This is a genomic window from Sphingobacterium allocomposti (assembly GCF_008124885.1).
In the GTDB taxonomy this organism is placed as follows: domain Bacteria; phylum Bacteroidota; class Bacteroidia; order Sphingobacteriales; family Sphingobacteriaceae; genus Sphingobacterium; species Sphingobacterium allocomposti.
In genome coordinates, this window is record NZ_VNHX01000001.1 from 331,163 (window position 1) to 352,758 (window position 21,596).

Annotated in this window: 22 protein-coding genes; 14 read left to right on the top strand and 8 right to left on the bottom strand. The window is 46.4% G+C overall.

The annotated features are described in order from the left end of the window. The first annotated feature begins 76 nt into the window (after nucleotides 1-76). The 4 genes from BC792_RS01165 (at nucleotide 77) to BC792_RS01180 (ending at nucleotide 3,593) form a co-directional block, all read left to right on the top strand. Nucleotides 77-1,174, top strand: a complete 1,098-nt coding sequence (locus BC792_RS01165) for a mandelate racemase/muconate lactonizing enzyme family protein (RefSeq protein WP_148907141.1) — start codon at nucleotides 77-79, stop codon at nucleotides 1,172-1,174. 199 nt (nucleotides 1,175-1,373) lie between these two features. Continuing rightward, nucleotides 1,374-2,354 (top strand): deoxyhypusine synthase family protein, encoded by a 981-nt coding sequence (locus BC792_RS01170; protein WP_148907142.1) that lies wholly within the window; start codon nucleotides 1,374-1,376, stop codon nucleotides 2,352-2,354. A 62-nt stretch (nucleotides 2,355-2,416) separates the two neighbouring features. Further along, complete coding sequence (locus tag BC792_RS01175) at nucleotides 2,417-2,950, top strand: hypothetical protein (protein ID WP_148907143.1); 534 nt, start codon at nucleotides 2,417-2,419, stop codon at nucleotides 2,948-2,950. Between the two features lie 67 nt (nucleotides 2,951-3,017). After that, entirely contained in the window at nucleotides 3,018-3,593 is a 576-nt protein-coding gene (locus tag BC792_RS01180) for a non-canonical purine NTP diphosphatase (protein ID WP_148907144.1), read from the top strand. A gap of 119 nt (nucleotides 3,594-3,712) precedes the next feature. On the opposite strand, the gene BC792_RS01185 is transcribed toward BC792_RS01180, so the two are convergent. Beyond that, nucleotides 3,713-5,977 carry an OstA-like protein gene (locus BC792_RS01185; RefSeq protein ID WP_246154751.1) on the bottom strand — a complete coding sequence of 755 codons (2,265 nt, stop codon included), beginning with the start codon at nucleotides 5,975-5,977 and terminating at the stop codon, nucleotides 3,713-3,715. A gap of 150 nt (nucleotides 5,978-6,127) precedes the next feature. Between BC792_RS01185 and tilS the strand changes: the two genes are divergently transcribed. The 5 genes from tilS to BC792_RS01210 all read left to right on the top strand — a co-directional run bounded on the left by tilS (nucleotide 6,128) and on the right by BC792_RS01210 (nucleotide 9,976). Then, complete coding sequence (gene tilS, locus BC792_RS01190) at nucleotides 6,128-7,459, top strand: tRNA lysidine(34) synthetase TilS (RefSeq protein WP_148907145.1); 1,332 nt, start codon at nucleotides 6,128-6,130, stop codon at nucleotides 7,457-7,459. 5 nt (nucleotides 7,460-7,464) lie between these two features. Then, nucleotides 7,465-7,962, top strand: coding sequence for a hypothetical protein (locus tag BC792_RS01195; protein WP_148907146.1), 498 nt, complete (start codon nucleotides 7,465-7,467; stop codon nucleotides 7,960-7,962). A gap of 91 nt (nucleotides 7,963-8,053) precedes the next feature. Next, the gene (locus tag BC792_RS01200; protein ID WP_148907147.1) at nucleotides 8,054-8,371 is read left to right on the top strand and encodes a DUF4834 family protein; all 318 of its coding nucleotides are present in this window, start codon (nucleotides 8,054-8,056) and stop codon (nucleotides 8,369-8,371) included. A gap of 194 nt (nucleotides 8,372-8,565) precedes the next feature. Then, complete coding sequence (gene recF / locus BC792_RS01205) at nucleotides 8,566-9,669, top strand: DNA replication/repair protein RecF (RefSeq protein WP_148907148.1); 1,104 nt, start codon at nucleotides 8,566-8,568, stop codon at nucleotides 9,667-9,669. Continuing rightward, entirely contained in the window at nucleotides 9,662-9,976 is a 315-nt protein-coding gene (locus tag BC792_RS01210; protein WP_148907149.1) for a DciA family protein, read from the top strand. The genes recF and BC792_RS01210 overlap by 8 nt, the downstream gene beginning before the upstream one ends. Before the next feature lie 57 nt (nucleotides 9,977-10,033). On the opposite strand, the gene BC792_RS01215 is transcribed toward BC792_RS01210, so the two are convergent. The 3 genes from BC792_RS01215 to sucC form a co-directional block, all read right to left on the bottom strand. Beyond that, nucleotides 10,034-10,654: an L-threonylcarbamoyladenylate synthase gene (locus tag BC792_RS01215; RefSeq protein ID WP_148907150.1), complete on the bottom strand. Its 621-nt coding sequence runs from the start codon at nucleotides 10,652-10,654 to the stop codon at nucleotides 10,034-10,036. A 187-nt stretch (nucleotides 10,655-10,841) separates the two neighbouring features. Beyond that, nucleotides 10,842-12,287, bottom strand: a complete 1,446-nt coding sequence (asnS, locus tag BC792_RS01220; RefSeq protein WP_148907151.1) for an asparagine--tRNA ligase — start codon at nucleotides 12,285-12,287, stop codon at nucleotides 10,842-10,844. Between the two features lie 202 nt (nucleotides 12,288-12,489). Then, nucleotides 12,490-13,683 carry an ADP-forming succinate--CoA ligase subunit beta gene (sucC, locus tag BC792_RS01225; protein ID WP_148907152.1) on the bottom strand — a complete coding sequence of 398 codons (1,194 nt, stop codon included), beginning with the start codon at nucleotides 13,681-13,683 and terminating at the stop codon, nucleotides 12,490-12,492. Nucleotides 13,684-13,779: 96 nt separating this feature from the next. Here sucC and BC792_RS01230 point away from each other — a divergent pair, with 96 nt between their 5' ends. From BC792_RS01230 to BC792_RS01245, 4 genes are all read left to right on the top strand, one after another. After that, complete coding sequence (locus BC792_RS01230) at nucleotides 13,780-14,430, top strand: ABC transporter ATP-binding protein (RefSeq protein ID WP_211357447.1); 651 nt, start codon at nucleotides 13,780-13,782, stop codon at nucleotides 14,428-14,430. A gap of 6 nt (nucleotides 14,431-14,436) precedes the next feature. After that, entirely contained in the window at nucleotides 14,437-14,904 is a 468-nt protein-coding gene (locus tag BC792_RS01235) for a hypothetical protein (protein ID WP_148907154.1), read from the top strand. A gap of 191 nt (nucleotides 14,905-15,095) precedes the next feature. Next, nucleotides 15,096-15,638 carry an HAD family hydrolase gene (locus BC792_RS01240; protein ID WP_148907155.1) on the top strand — a complete coding sequence of 181 codons (543 nt, stop codon included), beginning with the start codon at nucleotides 15,096-15,098 and terminating at the stop codon, nucleotides 15,636-15,638. Nucleotides 15,639-15,705: 67 nt separating this feature from the next. Beyond that, nucleotides 15,706-16,710, top strand: coding sequence for a LacI family DNA-binding transcriptional regulator (locus tag BC792_RS01245; RefSeq protein WP_148907156.1), 1,005 nt, complete (start codon nucleotides 15,706-15,708; stop codon nucleotides 16,708-16,710). A 114-nt stretch (nucleotides 16,711-16,824) separates the two neighbouring features. On the opposite strand, the gene lpdA (BC792_RS01250) is transcribed toward BC792_RS01245, so the two are convergent. Then, complete coding sequence (gene lpdA, locus BC792_RS01250; RefSeq protein WP_148907157.1) at nucleotides 16,825-18,213, bottom strand: dihydrolipoyl dehydrogenase; 1,389 nt, start codon at nucleotides 18,211-18,213, stop codon at nucleotides 16,825-16,827. A gap of 482 nt (nucleotides 18,214-18,695) precedes the next feature. On the opposite strand from lpdA (BC792_RS01250), the gene BC792_RS01255 reads away from it, so the two are divergent. Continuing rightward, nucleotides 18,696-19,010: a DUF3817 domain-containing protein gene (locus tag BC792_RS01255; RefSeq protein ID WP_246154753.1), complete on the top strand. Its 315-nt coding sequence runs from the start codon at nucleotides 18,696-18,698 to the stop codon at nucleotides 19,008-19,010. A gap of 3 nt (nucleotides 19,011-19,013) precedes the next feature. Here the strand turns inward: BC792_RS01255 and BC792_RS01260 are convergent, their stop codons facing one another. The 3 genes from BC792_RS01260 to BC792_RS01270 all read right to left on the bottom strand — a co-directional run bounded on the left by BC792_RS01260 (nucleotide 19,014) and on the right by BC792_RS01270 (nucleotide 21,549). After that, nucleotides 19,014-19,412 (bottom strand): acyl-CoA thioesterase, encoded by a 399-nt coding sequence (locus BC792_RS01260; RefSeq protein ID WP_148907158.1) that lies wholly within the window; start codon nucleotides 19,410-19,412, stop codon nucleotides 19,014-19,016. A gap of 50 nt (nucleotides 19,413-19,462) precedes the next feature. Beyond that, a complete protein-coding gene (gene lpdA / locus BC792_RS01265; RefSeq protein WP_148907159.1) occupies nucleotides 19,463-20,869 on the bottom strand; it encodes a dihydrolipoyl dehydrogenase in 1,407 nt (468 codons plus the stop codon). Nucleotides 20,870-21,018: 149 nt separating this feature from the next. Continuing rightward, nucleotides 21,019-21,549: a plastocyanin/azurin family copper-binding protein gene (locus tag BC792_RS01270; RefSeq protein ID WP_148907160.1), complete on the bottom strand. Its 531-nt coding sequence runs from the start codon at nucleotides 21,547-21,549 to the stop codon at nucleotides 21,019-21,021. Nucleotides 21,550-21,596 lie beyond the last annotated feature (47 nt).

Sequence of the window (21,596 nt, forward strand, 5' to 3'; positions counted from 1 at the left end):
GTTACGTTTTACCCATCTGCTTGCTTTTGTTGCTTTTATTGTAGAATTTTGATGCGTATTTTAGTCATAGCTATCCATGAAAATTACAGCTGTAGAAATTTATCGTTTAAGTATCCCGATGGAACCCTTTGTCATTGCAACGGGGACTATGGATTATGCACAGAACACGTTCGTACGGGTCATGACGGACATGGGGATATATGGGGTGGGCGAATGTTCGGCGTTTCCCATGATTGTCGGTGAAACGCAGGATACGTGTTTGGTTCTTGCGCGCGACTTCGCCCGTTTATGGAAGGGAAAGGATCCGCTGGCGATTGCCGAGCGCATGGGCGAATTGAATCTGTATATAGCCGGGAATACTACGGTAAAGTCGGCATTCGATATGGCCCTGCATGACCTTTCGGCAAAACATGCCGGGCTCCCCCTCTATCGTTTTTTAGGAGGAGAGCGGAGAGATATCGTTACAGATATCACCCTCGGTATCGGCGAGCCGGCGCAAATGGCCGACAAAGCGGCCACATTGAAGGCTGGCGGGGCCGAAGCGCTAAAAGTCAAGCTCGGAAAAAAGCCAAAGGAAGATGTGGCGCGCATACGGGAGATCCGTAAGGCTGTTGGTTTTGATATTCCCATACGTATTGATGCGAATCAAGGCTGGACCTTTGAGGAGGCCCTGGAGGCACTTGGCGGCCTCGAGCCCTTCAAAATTCAATTTTGCGAACAGCCGATGCGTACTTATAACGACCACCTGTTGCCGGAACTGCGGAGCCAGACCATCGTCCCGATCATGGCCGATGAATCGGTCTATTCGCATCGTGACGCAGAACGCCTATGTAGAAACGATGGATGCGATTATATCAATATTAAATTTTCTAAATCAACCGGTATCGCGGAAGCTTTGCGGATACAGGAATTGGCCGCCGCATATCAGATTCCCTGTATGATCGGAGGGATGCTCGAGTCGCGCCTGGCGCTGGCAGCAAAGGTACATTTCGCATACGCGGCGCCCAACGTTAAATTTTTCGATCTGGACACCTGTATGGTGGGACATCTGGAAGACCCGGTTATCGGCGGGGTAGCGTACCGGGGATATCACGTTTCCGTATCCGAAGAAATCGGCATCGGTGCGGATATAAGTCCCGCATTTCTGGACAGATGCGAGAAGTGGGTGATTTAATCCGGATAGCAAACATGTTAATTGTATGAGTTGGAATATAGGTAGGGAAGAGTTCGTTGTTTTAGGCGTTTTAATCTGTATACTTGTTCTATTTTACCTGGTCTTCCGTAGATTATTGAAGCGGAAGTAAAATAAAATCGCCGTGTCCCATTTCGTCCGGTTTGTGTACCTTTGTTCTTAGAATAGAAAACTAGAAACTATGAGTACACAAAAAGGTCCTATTTCTCAATTTCTGGAGAAAAACTACCTACACTTCAACGCTGCAGCGTTAGTCGACGCGGCGCAAGGTTATGAGGCTCACCTATTGGACGGTGGTAAAATGCTAATTTCTTTAGGTGGGGCGATGAGTACAGCTGAATTGGGCATTTCATTAGCTGAGATGATCCGCCAGGACAAGGTTCAATTTATTTCTTGTACCGGAGCCAACCTGGAAGAGGACGTTATGAATTTAGTGGCCCACTCGCACTACAAACGTGTGCCTAACTATCGCGATCTAACGCCCGAGCAGGAACGGGAGTTACTTGATCAACACTATAATCGTGTAACGGATACTTGTATTCCTGAAGAGGAAGCTTTTCGACGTCTGCAAAAGCACCTGGAAGACGTATGGCACGCCGCTGAAGAAAAAGGTGAGCGCTTTTTTCCGCATGAATTTTTATACCAAGTTGTAAACTCCGGTGTGCTGGAGCAATACTACGAGATTGATCCGAAGAACTCCTGGATTGTAGCTGCCGCAGAGAAAAATTTACCGATCGTATGTCCGGGATGGGAAGATTCCACTACTGGAAATATCTTTGCTGCCAATGTCATTAAAGGCAAATTGCAGGCAAGTACCGTAAAATCCGGTATTGAATATATGATCTATTTAACGGAATGGTATCGTGCCAACTCAGAAGGTAAAGGGGTAGGATTTTTCCAGATCGGTGGTGGTATTTCGGGCGACTTTCCTATTTGTGTCGTGCCGATGATGTATCAGGACCTGGAATGGGAGGATGTTCCTTTTTGGGCCTATTTCTGCCAGATCTCCGATTCAACGACCTCGTACGGCTCTTATTCGGGGGCAGTGCCAAACGAGAAAATCACCTGGGGTAAGCTGGATATCGACACACCGAAGTTTGTGGTCGAGTCAGATGCTACTATTGTAGCACCGCTAATTTTTGCTTATGTCTTAGGTCAATAATTACGCCGATTCCCGGATTCGTCCACGAGGCAGGTCCGGGAATTTGCACCAAGGGAGCATAGATGAATCTCATAACTAAAAATCCGGTAGCGTTACACGCTTTGATGTCCGAGACCCTGTTTGGTGTTGATACGGATGGAGCGGCGGTTCCCCAGGCGGGCGAAGATCTGAGAAGTACACCGGCTTCAGAAGGGAAGCAGGGAGGGGCATTTGCCTACCGGGGAGACAAATCAAACGGGGTTTTATTTATTCTCCGATATCCAGATTACCCATATTTTTCGCCGCAGGCGGAAGAGGCTTTCATAAAGACTATCGGCGCATTGAAGTTAACATGGCAGAACGTGGCCGTGGTGAACCTGGCGAATCCGCACAATCCTAACGATTTCAAACAGATCATGGAGTTTTTTCAACCGACCAAAATTACCCTGCTCGGCGTGGAACCTGCATCACTGAAATTGCCTGCCATTGGGCATAACGCATACATGAAGGGACGTGTAGCCACGGTTTTCAATACGTTTAGTTTTGAGGAAATGTTTGCTGACCCTGAAAAGAAGAAGCTCTTCTGGAGCGAATTTAAGACGTTTATTAATGGTTAAGTGCTAACGGCCAAAGTAAACTAAATGTTTAAGAGGCACGCATACTTGACCGCTAATCATAACTACTATGTTTGAACTGGTTTTTGCGACAAACAACAAACACAAACTCGAAGAGGTGCAGGCCATTATAGGCGACCGTTTTCATATTAAATCGCTTTCTGACATTGGGTGTAGCGACGATATTCCGGAAACCGGAGTAACTTTTGAGGAAAATGCCCAGCAGAAGACAGACTACCTGGTAAAGCGATATGGATTGGATTGTTTCGGCGACGATTCCGGATTGGAGGTGACGTCGTTGGGCGGAGAGCCGGGAGTCTATTCTGCCCGGTATTCGGGAACGCGGGATATGGAGAGAAATATTGATCTGTTGTTAGAGAGGCTGGGGGATACCCCGGATCGGAAGGCCCGTTTTAGAACGGTTATTTCTCTTTATTTAAATGGGCAGCAGTACTTTTTTGAGGGTACGATAGAAGGACATATTCTCGATGCGCGACGTGGAGACGGCGGGTTCGGTTACGATCCGATTTTTGTTCCCGATGGTTATGATCGGACATTTGCCGAGATGTCCCTGGAGGAGAAGAATAAAATTAGTCACAGGGCCGTAGCCGTTGAAAAGCTGGCCGCTTTTCTGAACACGCTTTAGCGGCGTTAGTGGCGGGGCGGGTGTGGTCCGGCCGGTCAATAATCCCTTCCGGAAGTATTCAGGCGACATGCTATGACGCCTTTTGCTTCAAACAGACAACAATCGTATGCAGCATATACTCAGCTCGCAGCCTGTGGGCCCGGCTTAGGAGAAGCTGCATTTCCGGCTTTTTCCTCCTTATCTGGTCGATCGGTCTCGTCATTGCCTTCATTTAGATCAGGTTGACCTCCGGCTTTTTCGATTTCCCGTTTCCTATTTATCATGTCCTCCTTCGATTTTGGACGGTCCTGAGGGCGCCAGATAAAACCTGGAAGGACCTCGTTTTCGGGGGTGACAAGTTTAAAAGGATATACTTTTTGGTCGACTTTCCGAACGGTGATATAATCAATGATCTTTTTGTTTTCCATCTTGATTTTGATCCGTGCGCCGCGATCGTGGAACATCTCGGTGATGGTCTTCGTCTTGTCATTCTCGGAAAAGACGAGGTTCTCCGCATTGCCATCCACATAAAGCCTGTCAATAGAATTATTGGCGAAGAAAGCCGTAATCTTACGTCCCTTTAGCTGGTTGAATTTTACCGTATCTAATACCGCGTTTACCATGAAAGCGTTGCCAACCAACAATGCGTTGTCCAGTTGCTGTCGCCTTATTTGCATGTAGATGGTGTCGGACGATATTTGCGAGCCTTCTGCCCATATCATGGGGCGTCCCATAAAGCGGAACATGGAATCGGCCATGCCGTAGTAAAGGGAGTCTGCGACAGCCTGTAGGTCGGACTTGAACATGCGCACATTGTAATAGGCTTTTACAATCCGCGTACGTGCGGTGTCAAGGTAAGCCTGATTGCTCGTATCTTTTATCACCGTGTCGGGCGTCTGGGCCGTCAAAAGGGCTTTATTCATGATGCTGTCGGCTTCTGCTACGCGGGGTATCACGGCCCTCTGGCGGATGATGGAATCCTGAGCTAATGTTTTACCAATCTCGGAGCGTGCTGCCGAATCCGTCTTTCCGGCAGACCTCGCTACGGTTGCCGGCGAGCTTTTTTTTAGCTCGTCCGTTTTGCGGACTATCTCCTTGAGGCCTTCCTCGGGCAGTTTGCTTATACTATCCCCGGAGGTGCTGTCCGTCAGCGGCAGATTCGGTTCTTCTCCGTCCGAAATGTCGTCCAGCCCATCATCGTCGTCTCCGTAGTCTATATCTTGATCGATCTCCAGCTCTCCGCCGTTGCGGTCCAAGTTAAAATTCAATGCTTTATAGTCTTTGAGGAGGATCAACCTCGAATACAACGTGTCTGCCGTCATATAGGCGGAATCGACTTTGGCCGATTCTACGGGGGGAGGAGCTGTTCGGAGAGAGTCGCTCGCGGCCGCCCCCGGGCGGTCTGCCGATATCTGGTCTTCCTTATTTTCATCCCGTCCGTTCTTACGTTTTTTTTCCTTAGCGGTAAGGTTGGGAGCCGCCAGCGAATCTACGGACGTGCTATCCGTAACGGAAGCCCTATCGGTCGAGTCATTTTGTATAACCATTATTACCAGGGGCTTGTCGGTCATCGTGATCGACTCTTCGCGTTGATCGTACAGGCCGTAGCCTCCATAGGCATAGAACTTGTCCGAGGTGTCGACGAAGACCACGTTCCGATAAGCCTTTCCGAGGCCCGACTCCCGGTTATAATGTAAACTGTCGCCTTTTAAAAAGCGGGTTCCTTCGGTGTAGAGGTTGTTTTTGGAAAAGTTGGCCACCCCAGTTGCGGTGTTGTAATTACCCTTTTCGGTATATAGGTTCTCGCCTTTGTTCCCTTTAATGTTTGTGGGACCAAAGAAATAGGTCATTCGCTGCGCGGAGTTGTAACGCATCGTATCGGTGTATATTTTAACGTCGGGGGTGCGGACCACTACTTTATTGCGAAAATATGCATCCTGCGTATTTTCAAAATAGTAGGCGTTCTTTGAGGTGATGGTATCTCCTTTCGAGATAATGCGGCCGCCCCCGGTGTAGGTGCCGATCTTATCCCGCATCTTATAGATCAGGTGATTGGTGGTTAATACGGAGGTTGCGTCGACCATCCGCACGTTGTTGGTTAACGTCGCAATTTGTGGGGCCGCGTCGTAATGTAATCGGTCCGCGTAGATAATGGTACCCGAAGGCTGTGTAATGACCACATTGCCAAAAGCTTCGAAAAACTGCCGCCCAATGGCGTCCTCGTAGATAATCCCGCTGTCGGCCGACAACGTACTTCCTTTATGAGAATAGACAGGTTGGATGCTGCTGAAACCCTTTTGGTCAATAATTGTACTGTAGCGGGATGACACAAGACGGAGCTCGTCCTGCGCAAAGAGGGACGTTAAGCAGAAGAGGTTTACTATGAGTGCCAGATAATACTTCACAGCAGCAAAAGTAGCTAATAAAATAGCAAAAAATTGTTAAAGGTTTTAAAAAGTGGGAAGTAGGGGGGAGGATGCTAAAAGTACGAATGCGGAGGCAAAAAGTGAACCCACGTGATGGAGGGGATAGGAATAATGTATTACCTTTGACGTATGGATCTATTTGGCCGTTTTCAGGAGTTTATCACCGAGGTCATAGGCGTGGTGAAGGGCGATAAAATCTTGCTTGCTGTCAGCGGCGGGCGGGATTCCATGCTGATGGCGCGCCTTTTTCTGGAACTGGGATATCCGTGTGTCATTGCACACTGCAACTTTGCGCTGCGTGGCGAAGCATCCGACCTGGATGAGTCGCTGGTGCGTACCTTTGCGCAAGAAAACAAGGTTCCCTTTGTTGTCCGCCGTTTTGAAACGGAGACCTTTGCGCAGGCGCAAGGAATATCTATACAGATGGCGGCCCGTGCGCTTCGGTATGAGTGGTTTGAAATGCTGCGGGAAGAGCAGGGGGCACGTTGGATTGCCGTTGCCCAGCATCAAAATGATCATATCGAAACCGTACTGCTCAATCTGACCCGGGGTACCGGGCTTCGAGGGCTGCGGGGAATCTTACCTCGCCGAAACCGACTGATCCGTCCGTTGCTTTTTTTGAAGGCAGAAGAGGTTACATTTTATGTCGACCGGCTGAAGGTACCGTATCGGGACGATGAATCGAATTTCTCGACCAAATATGCGCGTAATAAGATCCGTCTCGATATCATTCCAAGATTTAAAGAGATCGTTCCTGATTTCGAGGTCGCAATCACACAAAATATCAGTCATTTCCAGGAAGCCTACGATTTACTGCAATCGTTCGTTAAACCGCTACGGAAGCAGCTTTTGGTGGAGAAGGATGGCGACTATCGTATCGACCGAAAGTTGCTTCAGCCGTATTTGGCCAATCTACCCTTGTTATTTGAAATTTTTAAGCCGTTCGGCTTTTCCAAAGCTGTGTTGGCTGACTTACAGAAAAGCGTGGATGGAAACCCTGGGAAACGCTTTCTGTCGGATACGCACGAGATGCTGCTAGATCGGAATGCCATATGGATGGTCCGGTTAACGGGTGCTTCAGTGGAAGCGCGCAGTCGGGACATCCATCCCGAAGAGCAGCAGCTACAGTTTGGGGGAAAAGACATCCATATCCGCGTGGAAGAGAATCTGGAGGTCAGGGCCGGCGCGTACCAGGCACAGCTGGACATGGACACGTTAAAATTTCCGTTGTATTTCCGTTTCTGGAAAGAGGGAGACTATTTTTACCCATTAGGTATGCAGGGCAAAAAAAAGCTGAGCGACTTTTTTATCCAGGAGAAGGTTGCGCTGCATAAAAAAAAATGTATTCCGATTTTGGTGGATGCGGCAGGCCATGTCGTTTGGATCGTCGGATATCGGCTAGATAATCGGTATAAGATATCGGAAAGTACGAAAAAAGTCTTTACTTTAGTTTGTAAATAAAAGCTATGGGCGGACATTATCTTTTTCAGGAAAAACAATATTTAGGCCGGGATGCTACATGGATCAGCGTCCGGATGATATTGGTGTTGTTCTGTTTTATTGCATATTACCTAAATTTGGAAAACCTGGCATCAAGCCAGCTGTTTTTCATTGTGGGTGTTAGCGTTATTGTTGTGTCGATCATTATGATCTATATGGTACACTACAAGACGGTGGTCGACGGTAAATTTTTAATTTTAAGCGGGCTCTGGTCGTCAAAGCTTGTCAAAATAGATTTATACAACATTGTTAAGATCGAACTGAAGCCCTACAGTACTTTTGTGTTTAATAACCCCGTGTACAACCTGCACAAGAATGGAAAGATCCGTTTTTATTCCGGAGGAAAAGATGCGGTCTGGCTTACTGATAAAGAAGGCCTGACCTATATTATCGGTTCGCATAAAGCAGAGGAGCTTGCACGTGCGGTGATGGAAGCCAAACGTAAACTGGCTTCAAAAGATTAGCAGGTGTTAAATTCTGTTAACGGTGGGATGCTGACATTACCTTGACGGAAGGGGTAGCAGAATTTTAGTAAATTTGATCAAACGTTAAAAAATGGAATTAATTAAGTTTATAGCAATATTTTTTATCGCATTTTATGGGTTGAAATATTTGTTTCGCTTATTGATGCCTTTCGCGATAAGAAAAATGACAGAGCGGCTCATGGACAAGGCACAACAGTCTGCCGGAGGACAGAGACGATATCAATACACGAATACCGCTAACCCGTTCGACGAGTTTAAACAGACTTCTTCGCAGTCGCACCGCAAAGATGGCGAAGTGCGTGTGGAATATGTGCCGCAGGAGGATGCCCGACAACGCAAAGGCCCTCAAACGGCGGGCGAATTTGTCGATTTTGAGGAAATAAAATAAGCTTTAGCGAAGAGAATACGTCATGAATTGGAGCCGCGCTTATCGCGGTTTTTTTTATTCCTTCTGGGGACGACGTCAGAGCAGACGCTTCTCAGGACGTGTTGCTGCCGCAGTTGCCTGCTGATATTTTTTGTCTATCTTTGAGGAGAGAATGTCCCGCTGTTCGGGTACTGATCTTTGATTCACTTTTCGGAATGTGGTTAAAACAATTGTCCGTTTTAAATTTTAAGAATTATACCGAGTCTTCGTTAGTGTTCCTGCCCCAGGTGAACGCCTTTGCCGGCCCAAATGGAGCAGGGAAGACAAACCTGCTCGACGCGATACACTATCTGGCGCTATGTAAATCGTATTTTAACCCGATCGACTCTCAGCACATCAAAAGAGGATGCGACTGGTTTATGATTCAAGGGGAGTTTGAAGGCGTATATTCGTCCGATACGGTGTCGTGTAGTTTAAAGAAAAATCAGAAGAAGCAGTTCAGAAAGAATAAAAAGGACTACCAGCGGCTGGCTGATCATATCGGGCAGTTTCCGCTTGTCATGATATCGCCCAATGACACTTCTATTATAACGGATGGAAGTGAAGAAAGGCGTAAATTCATGGATAACGTGATTTCACAGACAGATAACCACTATCTGGATATTCTAATCCAATACAACAAGGTCTTGTTCCAGCGGAACGCTCTTCTCAAACAGGTACGGGAGACGGGCGTTTTCGACGTCGGTCTGCTCGAAGTTTTTAGTTTGCAGCTAGCTGACGTGGGGGAACGTATTTTTGTCCGTAGGAAGCAGTTTATGGAGGAATTTCTTGCTGAATTTGTTCGCTACTATGCCTTTTTGACCGACGACGCCGAACAGGTATCACTGGTGTACGATTCGCCTTTAATGCGGGACGACTTCGAAACGTTGCTAAAAACAAATTTGGAAAAAGATAGGATGTTGGAACGCACATCCCAAGGGATTCATCGCGACGATCTGTTGTTTACCATCCATGGCGAGATGCCTTTAAAAAAATTTGGCTCCCAAGGGCAGCAGAAATCTTTTTTGATTGCATTAAAGCTCGCTCAATATAGCTTCCTGAAAAGTAAAAAGAATGAAAAGCCCTTACTGCTGTTGGATGATATCTTCGATAAGCTCGATGCGTACCGCACAAAGAAATTGATGCAGCTGGTTTCTGAAAACGAATTTGGGCAAATCTTTCTGACGGATACCGACGCTCTGCGAATAAAGCAGATTTTTGAAGAAATAGCGAAGCCAATTCGTATTTTTGATGTGAAAGGAGGAACGATAGATGTATAAGAAAAAGTTTGATGAGATTCCCACGAAGGACGACATAGGTATTAAGGAAGCCATCGAAAAATGGATAGACGTTTACCGCCTCCGGTCAAAATTCGATGAATCGTCTATCGTAACGGCCTGGCCCGAGATCATAGGTAAAGCCATCGCCAATAGGACGCAGAAAATTTATATTCACGACAAGAAGCTATTTGTCAAGGTTGAATCCGCTGTCATTAAAAATGAACTTGCACTCATGCGGCGACAGATTATAGGCCGGGTGAACGAGTATGTGGGCCATGTCGTTGTTGAAGAATTTATCATTTTGTAGGGCGAAGCGCAATAACTGTGCCGCCGCCATGCCGATGAGGTAGCCGGAAATGACACGTTATAGGTAGTTTTCGAGGTCGCCCTTTCCCTCCCGTACGACTTCAAATTCGCCCGAAGTTACATCGACAATTGTCGAAGCCACATTCCCTCCATATCCACCGTCTATCACCAGGTCTACGAGGTCTTCATATTTTTCATGGATCAGTTCGGGGTCGGTAGAGTATTCGATAATTTCATCTTCGTCATGAATGGACGACGTGACGATCGGATTCCCCAACTCTTTTACAATTTCACGGACAATATTGTTATCCGGTACCCGTATACCGACGGTCTTCTTTTTAGAACTCAGCAGTTTAGGCACTTGGCCGCTGGCGTTAAAGATAAATGTGAAGGGGCCGGGAAGGGCTTTTTTTAATACGCGGAATACGGCCGTATCAAAGGGTTTGGTGTAATTGGAGATGTCGGTGAGGTCGTAACAGATAAAAGAAAGGTTTGACTTTTCGGGTTTTAATCCCCGTATCTGGCAGACGCGTTCGATTGCCCGGTGGTTTGTAATATCGCACCCGATACCATAAACGGTGTCGGTCGGATAAATGATGACACCTCCCTTTTGCAGAACGTCTACGGCCTGTTTTATCGCCTTAGGATTAGGGTTGTCTTCGTATATTTTCAAAAGCATGATGTAGTGTCGTTAAGTTTCGTATTCGCTCTAAAATAGAACCGCCAAACAGGGGAAATGTTCGGCGGCTCTTTTCAAAAGTGTTTATCTGTCCGTTTATATTCTCCATGCAAGCGTGCTTGCCGCGTGTGCTCCGATAGCGTAGGGACGCCGGTGTTATATTGCTGGATATTACGCAGTGCTGCTGTTAAAACTCTGCGTTCTTAGGTGTGCGTGGGAATGGAATAACATCGCGTATGTTGGTCATTCCTGTAACGAATAGCACAAGACGTTCAAACCCGACGCCGAAACCGGAATGCGGTGCCGATCCGAAGCGGCGGGTGTCCAAGAACCAGCTCATCTCCTCCTCCGGAATACCAACCTCAGCCATGCGGGTAAGGAGCTTATCAAGATTTTCTTCCCGTTGGGAACCGCCCACCATCTCGCCGATGCCCGGGAATAGAATGTCCATGGCGCGGACCGTGTGTCTGCCCTGCGCATCTGGCTCGTTTTGCTTCATGTAGAAAGACTTTATCTCGCGTGGATAGTCTGTTAGAATAACAGGCTTCTTAAAGTGCTTCTCTACGAGATAGCGCTCGTGTTCGGATTGTAAGTCGGCCCCCCAATCTTCAATAAGGTATTTAAATTGTTTTTTCTGGTTGGGCTTGCTTCTCTTTAATATCTCTATTGCGTCTGTATAGGTTACCCGTTCAAACTGATTGTCCACGACGAAGTTTAGTTTGTCTATGAGGTTAAGTTCCGAACGCTCTGTTTGAGGCTTTGATTTTTCTTCCTCAAGCAGGCGGTTTTTCAGAAACTCAATTTCATCGGGGCATGCTTTCAGTGCGTATTTAATGACATATTTTAACAGGTCCTCTGCGAGATCCATGTTATCTTCGAGTTCGTAGAACGCCATTTCGGGTTCAATCATCCAAAATTCGGCCAGGTGGCGGGTAGTATTTGAATTCTCGGCGCGGAACGTAGGACCAAAGGTATAGATGTTGCCGAGCGCCATAGCGGCCAGTTCGCCCTCCAACTGTCCGGAGACGGTCAGGTTTGTGGACTTCCCGAAGAAGTCTTCCTTATAATCAATATCTCCAGACTCGGTACGTGGAGGATTGTTAAGGTCCAAGGTGGTTACACGGAACATCTCTCCGGCCCCTTCTGCGTCGGATCCGGTGATAATGGGGGTATGTATGTATACGAAGTCGCGTTCCTGAAAGAAGTTATGTACGGCAAAAGCTAGCGCATTTCGTACTTTGAAAATGGCGTTGAACGTCCCTGTACGGAACCGTAAGTGCGCGATCTCGCGGAGGAACTCCAAACTGTGTTTCTTTGGTTGTAGCGGAAATTTGTCTGGATCGGAATCGCCCAGAATGGTCAATTCCCCGACTTTGATTTCCACACGCTGGCCTTTACCGAGCGATTCCACCAATGTCCCCCGTACACGTAAAGCAGCACCCGTCGTTACTCGCTTTAATAAAGTATCGTCTGTATTCTCGAAATCAACGACCGCTTGAATATTATGGATAGTAGAACCATCATTAATGGCGATAAACTGGTTGTTGCGGAATGTTCTAACCCAACCTTTAACAATGACTTCTTTGCCAAACTCTTCTGACTGTAATAGTTCTTTAATACGTGTGTGTTCCATTTTGTAGTACGATAATAAACCTGCTTTACACTAGCAATTTTAGGCTTACAAAAATAGCGTATTATTTCCTAAATCTGCCATTTATCGGCAAAAACGGGGCAAACAATTTTCGCGCTGGAACGAGGAGGGGGGCGGTGGGGTATGAAACGGAAACAAAAAAGCCATGGATCGAACCATGGCTTTTGTTCTATGTCGAAAAGGACTATCCTTTTAAAACTTTTGTAACTAATTCTGCGGCTTCTTTCAATAAGATGGCAGAGTATACCTGTAAGCCGGAATCATCAATTAGTTTCTTTGCTTCTGCGGCGTTCGTTCCTTGAAGACGCACGATGATAGGCACAGGGATGTTTCCGATTTCCTGGTAGGCGTCGATAACTCCTTGAGCAACGCGGTCGCAACGGACAATACCGCCAAAGATATTGATCAAGATAGCTTTTACGTTAGGATCTTTCAAGATGATGTTGAAGCCCGCCTTAACCGTCTCTGCATTAGCGGTTCCACCAACATCCAGGAAGTTTGCAGGCTCTCCGCCGGCAAGCTTGATAATGTCCATCGTCGCCATAGCAAGTCCGGCACCATTCACCATACAACCAACGTTTCCGTCAAGTTTTACATAGTTTAGATTTGATTCGCCTGCTTCTACCTCTGTAGGATCTTCTTCTGTAACATCGCGTAGAGCCGCATAGTCCGGATGACGATACAGGGCGTTTTCGTCAAAATTAACCTTGGCGTCAACAGCTAATATTTTGTCGTCTGAAGTTTTCAGTACAGGGTTGATTTCGAATAATGAAGCATCGATGGTGTCGTAAGCTTTGTAAAGCGCGCTGATAAACTTCACCATATCTTTATGAGCTGCTCCTGAAAGACCAAGGTTAAAAGCTATTTTACGCGCTTGGAAACCTTGTAGGCCGGCTTTCGGATCGACTTCTTCTTTAAATATCAGGTGTGGTGTTTTTTCGGCAACCTCTTCAATATCCATACCACCCTCTGTCGAATACATGATGATGTTACGGCCTTTTGCACGATCTAACAACACAGAAACGTAGAATTCTTTTGTTTCGCTTTCTCCAGGGTAGTATACATCCTGCGCAACCAAGACTTTATTTACTTTCTTCCCTTCCGGACCTGTCTGTGGTGTCACGAGCTGCATGCCGATGATGTCTGTTGCACGTTGCAATACTTCGTCGTGATTTTTTGCGAGCTTCACACCGCCGCCTTTACCACGGCCACCAGCGTGAATTTGTGCTTTTACAACTACCCAGTCCGAATTAAAATCTTGTTTTAATTTTTGCGCAGCTTGAACAGCCTGCTCTGGAGTTTCTGCAAGAATTCCTTCTTGAACTCTTACGCCAAAACTTTTAAGTATTTCTTTTGCTTGATATTCGTGAATGTTCATCTTAAAAAATTTGTCGTAAAAATATGATTTTTAAATGGAAGGGGCAAGTAATTCTTTGGTAAAAAAGTAGATAAAAGTAGGTATATTCGCGATATGATATTAAAGGCGAGCCAAATTCGGAAATCATACGGACAATTGCCTATCCTAAGAGGTGTCGACCTGTCTGTTGAGAAGGGAGAGATTGTATCCATCGTAGGAGCGTCCGGAGCGGGAAAGAGTACGCTATTGCACATCATTGGCACCCTAGACAGACCCGACGAGGGCCTGCTGACCATCAACGGTGTAGATATCCGCCACCTCAGTGAGAAGAAGCTCAGCATGTTCCGGAATGAACACATAGGTTTTGTCTTTCAGTTTCACCACCTTCTCCCGGAGTTTACAGCATTGGAGAATGTGTGTATTCCCGCTTTTATTGGAGGCGTAGGAAAAAAGGAGGCGGAAGTACGGGCGTTGGAACTACTCGACAGGCTTGGGGTCAAGCACCGCGCCCATCATAAGCCGGCAGAGATGTCTGGCGGCGAACAGCAGCGTGTTTCCGTGGCGAGGGCGCTCGTCAACAATCCATCGCTTGTCCTCGCGGACGAGCCCTCGGGAAACCTGGATTCTGAGAATGCAGCGTCGTTACACAAATTGTTTTTCGAATTACGGGATTCCCTAAAGCAGACGTTTATTATTGTAACACACAATGAAGAGCTGGCAGATATCTCCGACCGGACTGTACACATGAAGGACGGCGAGATACTATAGCGGATTATGGAGAAGATATTGTTGACTTTTGGTACAAGGCCGTTTGCTCAACGGCTGGGAAATATGCTGTCGTCGCAGTATACGTGTTATTACGGGAGCTCCGAACCGTTTCCAGATTTGCTGCTGCGGCAACGCTATTCGCGGATCCCTACGGCTGCGAATCCTGTGTTTGTCCACGAGGTGCTCAAGACCTGTCTGGACAAGGGCTGTACATTTGTTCTGCCTTTAGGCGAGACGGAACTTGGCCCGCTGGCCGAAGCCAGGGTGCTGTTCGAGGAATACGGGATAGCCGTATTGGTGCCGCAGGATTGGGAACATATGGCAGTCTTGTCGGATCCACGCGCCGACGTAGATGTCCGTATCCTACGCGGAGGCATAGATATGATAACTGGCCGATCAGCGGCGGCAGACGGCTTTTCCGGAGCTGTCGTTCTGTCGGACTCCGAAGAGGAACTGGCGATTTGCGTCGTTTGAATTTAGACAATCGAACCAACATGATTTACAAATCACACAGGCAGATGAATAAGCCAGCGCTTGCGGGCGCTTGAATATCCCTGTAAATACGGGTGAAAAATCTGATAGCTTCAACACCGATAAAAAATGAGACCCGGTGTAGCGAGCTCATCATACGATGGAGATTGAACACCTGCAGATAGATTAAACGGATGAAAAAGATACATATGGATGCGTCGGTTTACCTGTTTGAAATCGACGACGTACTATACCCAAAAAAAGACTACATACTACAAGTATTTTACTTATTTAGTAATTTCGTTGAATACACGGAGGGAAAGTCGGTTGCCAAAGATCTCTTGGCCTTTTTAAAAGAAGCCTATGAACACGACGGCGAGGAAATTGCTCTTCGGCGGGCGATGGAGCTGTTCGGGCTTGAAGCGAAATATGAAGAGAACTACGAGCGGTTGAGGGCCAACGCCCACCTTCCTTTGAAGCTTTTCCTGAAGGAGGATATTAAAGCGTTGCTACTTGAGCTCTTCGGCCAGAATAAGCATGTTGCTATATTGACGGACGGCAATCCCGTTGAGCAGTTAAATAAGTTAAAACATCTCGACTGGCAGGAGCTTTCTCCTTACCTGACAAAGGTGAAAATATACTTTTTTCGTGAGCTGGAATTTCGGAATATAGATCCGTTTGATTATATTATGCAGGAATATCATGTTAATCGTGATCAAATTTACCAGATAAGCTAAGAATAGCAGATCTTTTGTGTTCGATTGGCAGATTATTTAAGTTTGTTACCATAAACGCACATATTGCATGAAGAAAAAACCAACAACGATAAAGGAGATTGCACGTAAACTGAGATTGTCGCCTTCCACGGTATCGCGGGCTTTAAATGATCATCCTAGTATTGGTCTGGTTACTACCATGCGGGTCAAAAAAGTGGCGGAAGAGCTTAATTATGAACCAAATCAGACAGCCATCTTTTTCAAGCAGAGACGGACGTTTACAATCGGCGTTATTTTGCCCAGCCTATCCGAACCCTTTTTTTCTTCGGCAATCAGTGAGATAGAAAACGTCGCTGCAGACCACAACTACACCGTCCTGATGGGGCAGTCGCGCGACGACGCCGCGCGCGAACTACAGATTATCCAAACGTTTAAAAAGCACCGCGTCGACGGTATCTTAATGTCATTGGGAAAGAATACCGAAGACCTCAGTTTTATCGAGTTATTGAAGGAAGCCGAAATCCCCATCGTTTTTTTCGATTGCGTACCGAAGATCGACGGGGTTAATAAGGTCTTTAGTGATCTGTCATCCGGCATGCGCGAAGCGATCCAGTCGTTCGCTTCGATCGGACATAAAAATATTGCGCTCATAAACGGACCGGAAGGGCTGCTTGCGTCGCAGGAACGTATGGAGGCCTATAAGTTGGCGCTGGCGAACGAAGGCCTTGTCTATAGTGATAAGTATATGGTTGAAACGGATTTGACGGAGCAAGGGAACATACAGGCTATCGACCGCTTATTGGCGTTGCCCGATCGCCCATCCGCTATCGTTTCTTTTAACGACTTCGTAACATTAGACGTGATCAAGCATGTGCGGCAGAAGGGACTCGTCCAAAAGAAGGATATTTATTTTATTTCGTATGCAAATTATCCACTGTGGAAGTATATGGAAAACCCACCTATGGGTAGTATAGAGCAATATCCGGACCAGCAGGCCCGTAGAGCCGCCGACATACTTTTCCAGAATATTGAAGCTAAAGAGCAGCTTGCGCCGGAATCCATCGTTTTCAAGTCGAAGCTGATTCTTAAGTAGTACGCAAAGAGCCGTGCCTTTCAGGAGGCGGGAAAAACCTTTACATGCCCTCCGGTCTATAACATAGAAGCCTCCCTATGGAGGCTTCTAAGAAAAATATATCGATTTGTATTCTTACAGGTGTATGACTTCGCCGTAGGCATCTGCAGCCGCTTCCATGATTGCTTCGCTCATGGTCGGGTGTGGATGAACAGCTTTAATCATTTCGTGGCCGGTAGTCTCTAGTTTTCTGGCAACGACGATTTCTGCAATCATCTCGGTAACGTTGGCTCCAATCATATGAGCGCCCAGTAACTCACCGTATTTCGCATCGAAAATGAGCTTGACAAAGCCGTCTTTCGCTCCGGCAGCGGAGGCCTTACCTGAGGCTGAGAAAGGAAACTTGCCTACTTTAATCTCGTAACCGGCTTCTTTCGCTGCCTTTTCCGTATAACCAACAGAAGCGATTTCAGGCGAACAGTATGTACATCCCGGAATGTTGTTGTAATCAATAGGGTCTACGTGAAGGCCTTTGATTTTTTCTACACAGGTGATACCTTCGGCTGAAGCTACGTGTGCCAGTGCCTGTCCCTGGACGATGTCACCGATAGCGTACACGCCCTCTACGTTGGTTTTATAGTAGCTGTCAACGACAACGCGTCCCTTTTCGGTCTTTACACCTACTTCTTCTAGCCCGAGGTTTTCGATGTTCGGCGTGATTCCCACTGCAGACAGCACCACTTCAGCTTCTATAGTCTCTGTGCCTTTTGCTGTTTTGATAGACACCTTGCTCAGTTCACCCGATGTATCAACAGACTGAACTTCGGATTTCGTCAGGATATTGATTCCCGCTTTTTTCAGTGACTTCTCGAGCTGTTTTGATACTTCTTCGTCTTCCACAGGTACTATCCGGTCCATAAATTCGACGATCGTTACCTGTGTGCCTATGGCGTTGTAAAAGTAGGCGAACTCTACGCCGATTGCACCCGAGCCAACAACTACCAACGATTTGGGTTGTTTGGGAAGGTTCATTGCCTGACGATATCCGATAATTTTTTTACCGTCCTGCGGAAGGTTCGGCAACTCGCGGGAGCGGGCTCCTGTTGCTAAAATGGTGTGTTTGGCTGTATATTCCTTGACAGCTCCGTCCGCTGCTTTCACCTCGATTTTTCCGCCCTTCTTGATCTTGGCCGTTCCCATGATGACGTCGATCTTGTTCTTTTTCATTAAGAACTGAATCCCCTTGCTCATGCCATCTGCAACGCCGCGGCTTCTTTTAACTATGGCTGAAAAATCAGCCTCACCACCTTGAACTTTAATACCATATTCTTCGGCATGGTTCAGATACTCGAATACCTGCGCGCTTTTTAGCAACGCTTTGGTAGGGATACATCCCCAGTTTAAGCAAATTCCACCTAGTGCTTCACGCTCGATAATGGCTGTTTTGAAGCCTAATTGAGATGCACGGATAGCAGCGACATATCCTCCAGGACCACTACCGATTACTATGACGTCGTAATTCATATCTAAATAATTATTTTATTCATTTGTGTATGTTTCCAAAGGTATTATGCGTCCTTTGGCGGTATGCGTGTATGTATTCTTCGGAATAAGTAGAGCCGTTAGGCCCGATTTCTTTTTTTTAAGGTCATATGGAATACGCATGTGTGTTTGCATCTGTTGATTACTGTTTAACTTCCAAAGGAACCCATAGGCTCGCCGCAGGGGTTTTCAAACATGGGCATTTCATATGTCATTATCTTCTGGTTATGTGTTATGTCGTTACGGTCACTGCCAACGGCTATCACATTTAAACATTTGTAGTTAAGACTATTCTTAAACCGAACTCTCAAAAATACATATTTTTTTGGGTAAGAAGCAACCGTTTTTTTGAAACGGCTTCTTTCTACCTTTCCCCCTCTCCATTTTTTTTTCGCTCCGTCCTTCACCATGTCAAACTTTAGTCAATAGATCGATTAAATGCTATTTTCCGGACTTAAGACTGTATGTTTGCTGCAATTCTTTTTATTATGTTACGGATATTTCGACAGATTGCTTTGTGGGAGGCGATTTCCACGGTTGTATTATTCTTCATTGCGATGCCCCTAAAATATGCTGCTGGCATTCCCGAGGCAGTGAAGGTCGCGGGATCAATTCACGGATTTTTAGTTGTTTTGTTTGTGATTTTGCTGGTGATGTGCTGGAACGAATACAAGTGGTCCGTAGGGCGGGTGGCAAAATATTTTTTTCTTTCACTTATCCCCATCGTCTCGTTTTGGGTCGAGCTTGACCTTAAAAAGCAAATAGCCTCTAGTCGATAGAAGCTATTTGTTTGTTTTTTCGATTCCCATATAAGCGTACGTAATTTCCGTCTTATTATGCGGAGTCGGGTTTCCGTCTGTGTCGAGGTTGACGAATACCAGCTTTTCGATGGAAAGGATGGTCTTCCGTGTTATCTTGTTGCGTACTTCGCAGCGTAGGGTGAGCGAGGTACGCCCGAAGTTTACAGCTTCGATGCCCATTTCTATAATGTCTCCCTGCTTGGCGGAACTGACAAAATTGATCTCGGATATATACTTTGTAACCACGTGGGGATTACCCAGCTGTACGATGGCGTAAATAACAGCCTCTTCATCAATCCATCGAAGCAGGGTGCCGCCAAACAACGACCCGTTGGGATTCAGATCCTCCGGTTTTATCCATTTTCGTGTATAGAAATTCATTGAGTAACGAAATTAAAAAGGCAAGATCATGATCTTGCCTTATGATTGTGTTATGCGTGAATTGCTCTGTTTGCTGTAGCTGCCAATGCAGCTTCTTTAAAGGCCTCGGTAAATGTGGGATGCGCATGGCAAATCCGGCCCACATCTTCAGCAGAAGCGCGGTATTCCATAGCAACGACTGCTTCCGCGATCATATCCGCTGCGCGCGGGCCGATCATATGAACGCCCAAAATTTCGTCGGTTCCGGCATCAGCCAGTACTTTAATGAAACCGTCCGTGTCTCCGGAGGCCTTCGCACGTCCCGATGCTTTAAAAGAAAACGATCCTGTTTTATATTTTATGCCGGCCTCTTTTAGTTGTTCTTCCGTTTTTCCGACAGAAGCAACTTCGGGCCATGTATACACAACCCCAGGGATCAGGTTGTAATCTATGTGTGGCTTTTGTCCGACAATATGTTCTGCAACATAGATACCTTCATCTTCTGCTTTATGCGCTAACATTGCACCTCTCACCACGTCGCCGATGGCATATACACCTGCAACAGACGTTTCCATGTGCTCGTTGACGGTGATTTTGTTTCCACGTTCTTCGGTCTTTATGCCTATGTTCTCTAAGCCGAGACCTTCCGTGTACGCCGTTCTGCCGACAGCAACGATACAATAGTCGCCTTCCAACGAAATTTCCTGTCCTTTGGGATCTTCTGCGGTAACGGTTACCGTCTTTCCCTTGGTTGTGGCGCCGGTCACTTTATGTCCCAGGAAGAACTCCATACCAAGGTTTTTCTTTAGCACGCGCTGTAGTTCTTTACCAAGACTTCCGTCCATCGTTCCGATAATGGATTTTGCAAACTCGACAACGGATACCTTAGCCCCGAGGCGGGCGTATACCGATCCGAGCTCCAGCCCGATTACGCCTCCTCCAATAACGATAAGGTGCTTCGGTACCTCCTGTAAGTTTAATGCTTCGGTCGATGTGATAATACGCTTTTTGTCGATAGGTAGGAAAGGGAGGGCAGTCGGCTTGGAGCCCGTGGCGATGATAACGTTTTCCGCTTTCAGTTCTTCGGTGCTACCATCTTTTTTGGTTACCTTAATGGTGTTCTTGTCTACGAATGATCCGATGCCTTCGTAGGTGTCTATCTTATTTTTCTTAAACAAAAATGTGATACCGGCAGTGTTTTGCGCAATGACCTCATTTTTGCGCTCGATCATTTTTTTAACGTCTATCTTTAAGTTGCTCAGGCCGATGCCGTGGGACTCAAAGTTGTGCGCTGCATTATGATAATGTTCGGAAGTATCCAATAATGCTTTTGATGGAATACAACCCACATTTAAGCAAGTACCACCAAAAGTGCTATATTTTTCAATAACAGCTGTCTTTAGTCCGAGCTGGGCACAGCGGATAGCGCCAACATAGCCACCGGGACCACTTCCTATAACGATTACGTCGTATTGCATAAAAATAGTATAATAGTTTCGGTCTCAAATTTAGTCAATTAAATAAACTTATTTGTATGTAAGTTGTAAAAATACGGGTTGGCAAGTCAAAAAAAACGCACGCGCGAGGCGTGCGTAGCGAGAACGATACTTCTATATCTTATTACCTATTATTCGGCAACAATCTTACCCTGCATTACACCATAGTGGCCGGGAAAGCTACAAATAAAAGTGTACACTCCTTTGTCCAACGTAAATGTAATTTTGTCTTCCTCTCCTGGTCCCAACAGTTTAGTGTGAGCAGCAATCGAAGAAAGAGACGTTTTTGGTATATAATCGTTGTCAGCCGCAGCGGTTGCTTCGCCTGCAAACGTCGCGACATCCACTCCCGGTTTTAGGACGATCAGGTTGTGACCCATAGATTCCTTGGGAAGTGTACCAACGTTCTTTAACGTAAGTGTCACGGCTTCGCCAGCTTTCACACGTAATAACTCTTTGTCAAATTTCATCTGGTCGTTAGACTCCACTGTAATGTTGTTCGAAACCTCCACGTTTTCGATGCCGGGAACTGTTTCTGTTTCTACGGTCTCTGAAGAAGAAGTGGTCTCGGTTGTTGTCGTTGTACTTTTATTTTCTGAACCTCCACAAGCCGCGAACGACAATGCCAGGGCAACAGCAGGTAAAACAAATAATTTTTTCATGTTAATATTAAAATATATGTGCTCCCACAAATTTAACAATATATTTT

Coding starts and splice junctions, on each gene's coding strand:
- BC792_RS01180 (WP_148907144.1), top strand. CDS start 3,018: ATGTTTGAACTGGTTTTTGCGACAAACAACAAACACAAACTCGAAGAG.
- BC792_RS01270 (WP_148907160.1), bottom strand. CDS start 21,549: ATGAAAAAATTATTTGTTTTACCTGCTGTTGCCCTGGCATTGTCGTTC.
- recF (WP_148907148.1), top strand. CDS start 8,566: ATGTGGTTAAAACAATTGTCCGTTTTAAATTTTAAGAATTATACCGAG.
- BC792_RS01245 (WP_148907156.1), top strand. CDS start 15,706: ATGAAGAAAAAACCAACAACGATAAAGGAGATTGCACGTAAACTGAGA.
- BC792_RS01195 (WP_148907146.1), top strand. CDS start 7,465: ATGGGCGGACATTATCTTTTTCAGGAAAAACAATATTTAGGCCGGGAT.
- BC792_RS01175 (WP_148907143.1), top strand. CDS start 2,417: ATGAATCTCATAACTAAAAATCCGGTAGCGTTACACGCTTTGATGTCC.
- lpdA (WP_148907159.1), bottom strand. CDS start 20,869: ATGCAATACGACGTAATCGTTATAGGAAGTGGTCCCGGTGGCTATGTT.
- BC792_RS01170 (WP_148907142.1), top strand. CDS start 1,374: ATGAGTACACAAAAAGGTCCTATTTCTCAATTTCTGGAGAAAAACTAC.
- BC792_RS01210 (WP_148907149.1), top strand. CDS start 9,662: ATGTATAAGAAAAAGTTTGATGAGATTCCCACGAAGGACGACATAGGT.
- BC792_RS01255 (WP_246154753.1), top strand. CDS start 18,696: ATGTTTGCTGCAATTCTTTTTATTATGTTACGGATATTTCGACAGATT.
- sucC (WP_148907152.1), bottom strand. CDS start 13,683: ATGAACATTCACGAATATCAAGCAAAAGAAATACTTAAAAGTTTTGGC.
- BC792_RS01215 (WP_148907150.1), bottom strand. CDS start 10,654: ATGCTTTTGAAAATATACGAAGACAACCCTAATCCTAAGGCGATAAAA.
- BC792_RS01260 (WP_148907158.1), bottom strand. CDS start 19,412: ATGAATTTCTATACACGAAAATGGATAAAACCGGAGGATCTGAATCCC.
- lpdA (WP_148907157.1), bottom strand. CDS start 18,213: ATGAATTACGACGTCATAGTAATCGGTAGTGGTCCTGGAGGATATGTC.
- BC792_RS01240 (WP_148907155.1), top strand. CDS start 15,096: ATGAAAAAGATACATATGGATGCGTCGGTTTACCTGTTTGAAATCGAC.
- BC792_RS01165 (WP_148907141.1), top strand. CDS start 77: ATGAAAATTACAGCTGTAGAAATTTATCGTTTAAGTATCCCGATGGAA.
- BC792_RS01200 (WP_148907147.1), top strand. CDS start 8,054: ATGGAATTAATTAAGTTTATAGCAATATTTTTTATCGCATTTTATGGG.
- asnS (WP_148907151.1), bottom strand. CDS start 12,287: ATGGAACACACACGTATTAAAGAACTATTACAGTCAGAAGAGTTTGGC.
- tilS (WP_148907145.1), top strand. CDS start 6,128: ATGGATCTATTTGGCCGTTTTCAGGAGTTTATCACCGAGGTCATAGGC.
- BC792_RS01235 (WP_148907154.1), top strand. CDS start 14,437: ATGGAGAAGATATTGTTGACTTTTGGTACAAGGCCGTTTGCTCAACGG.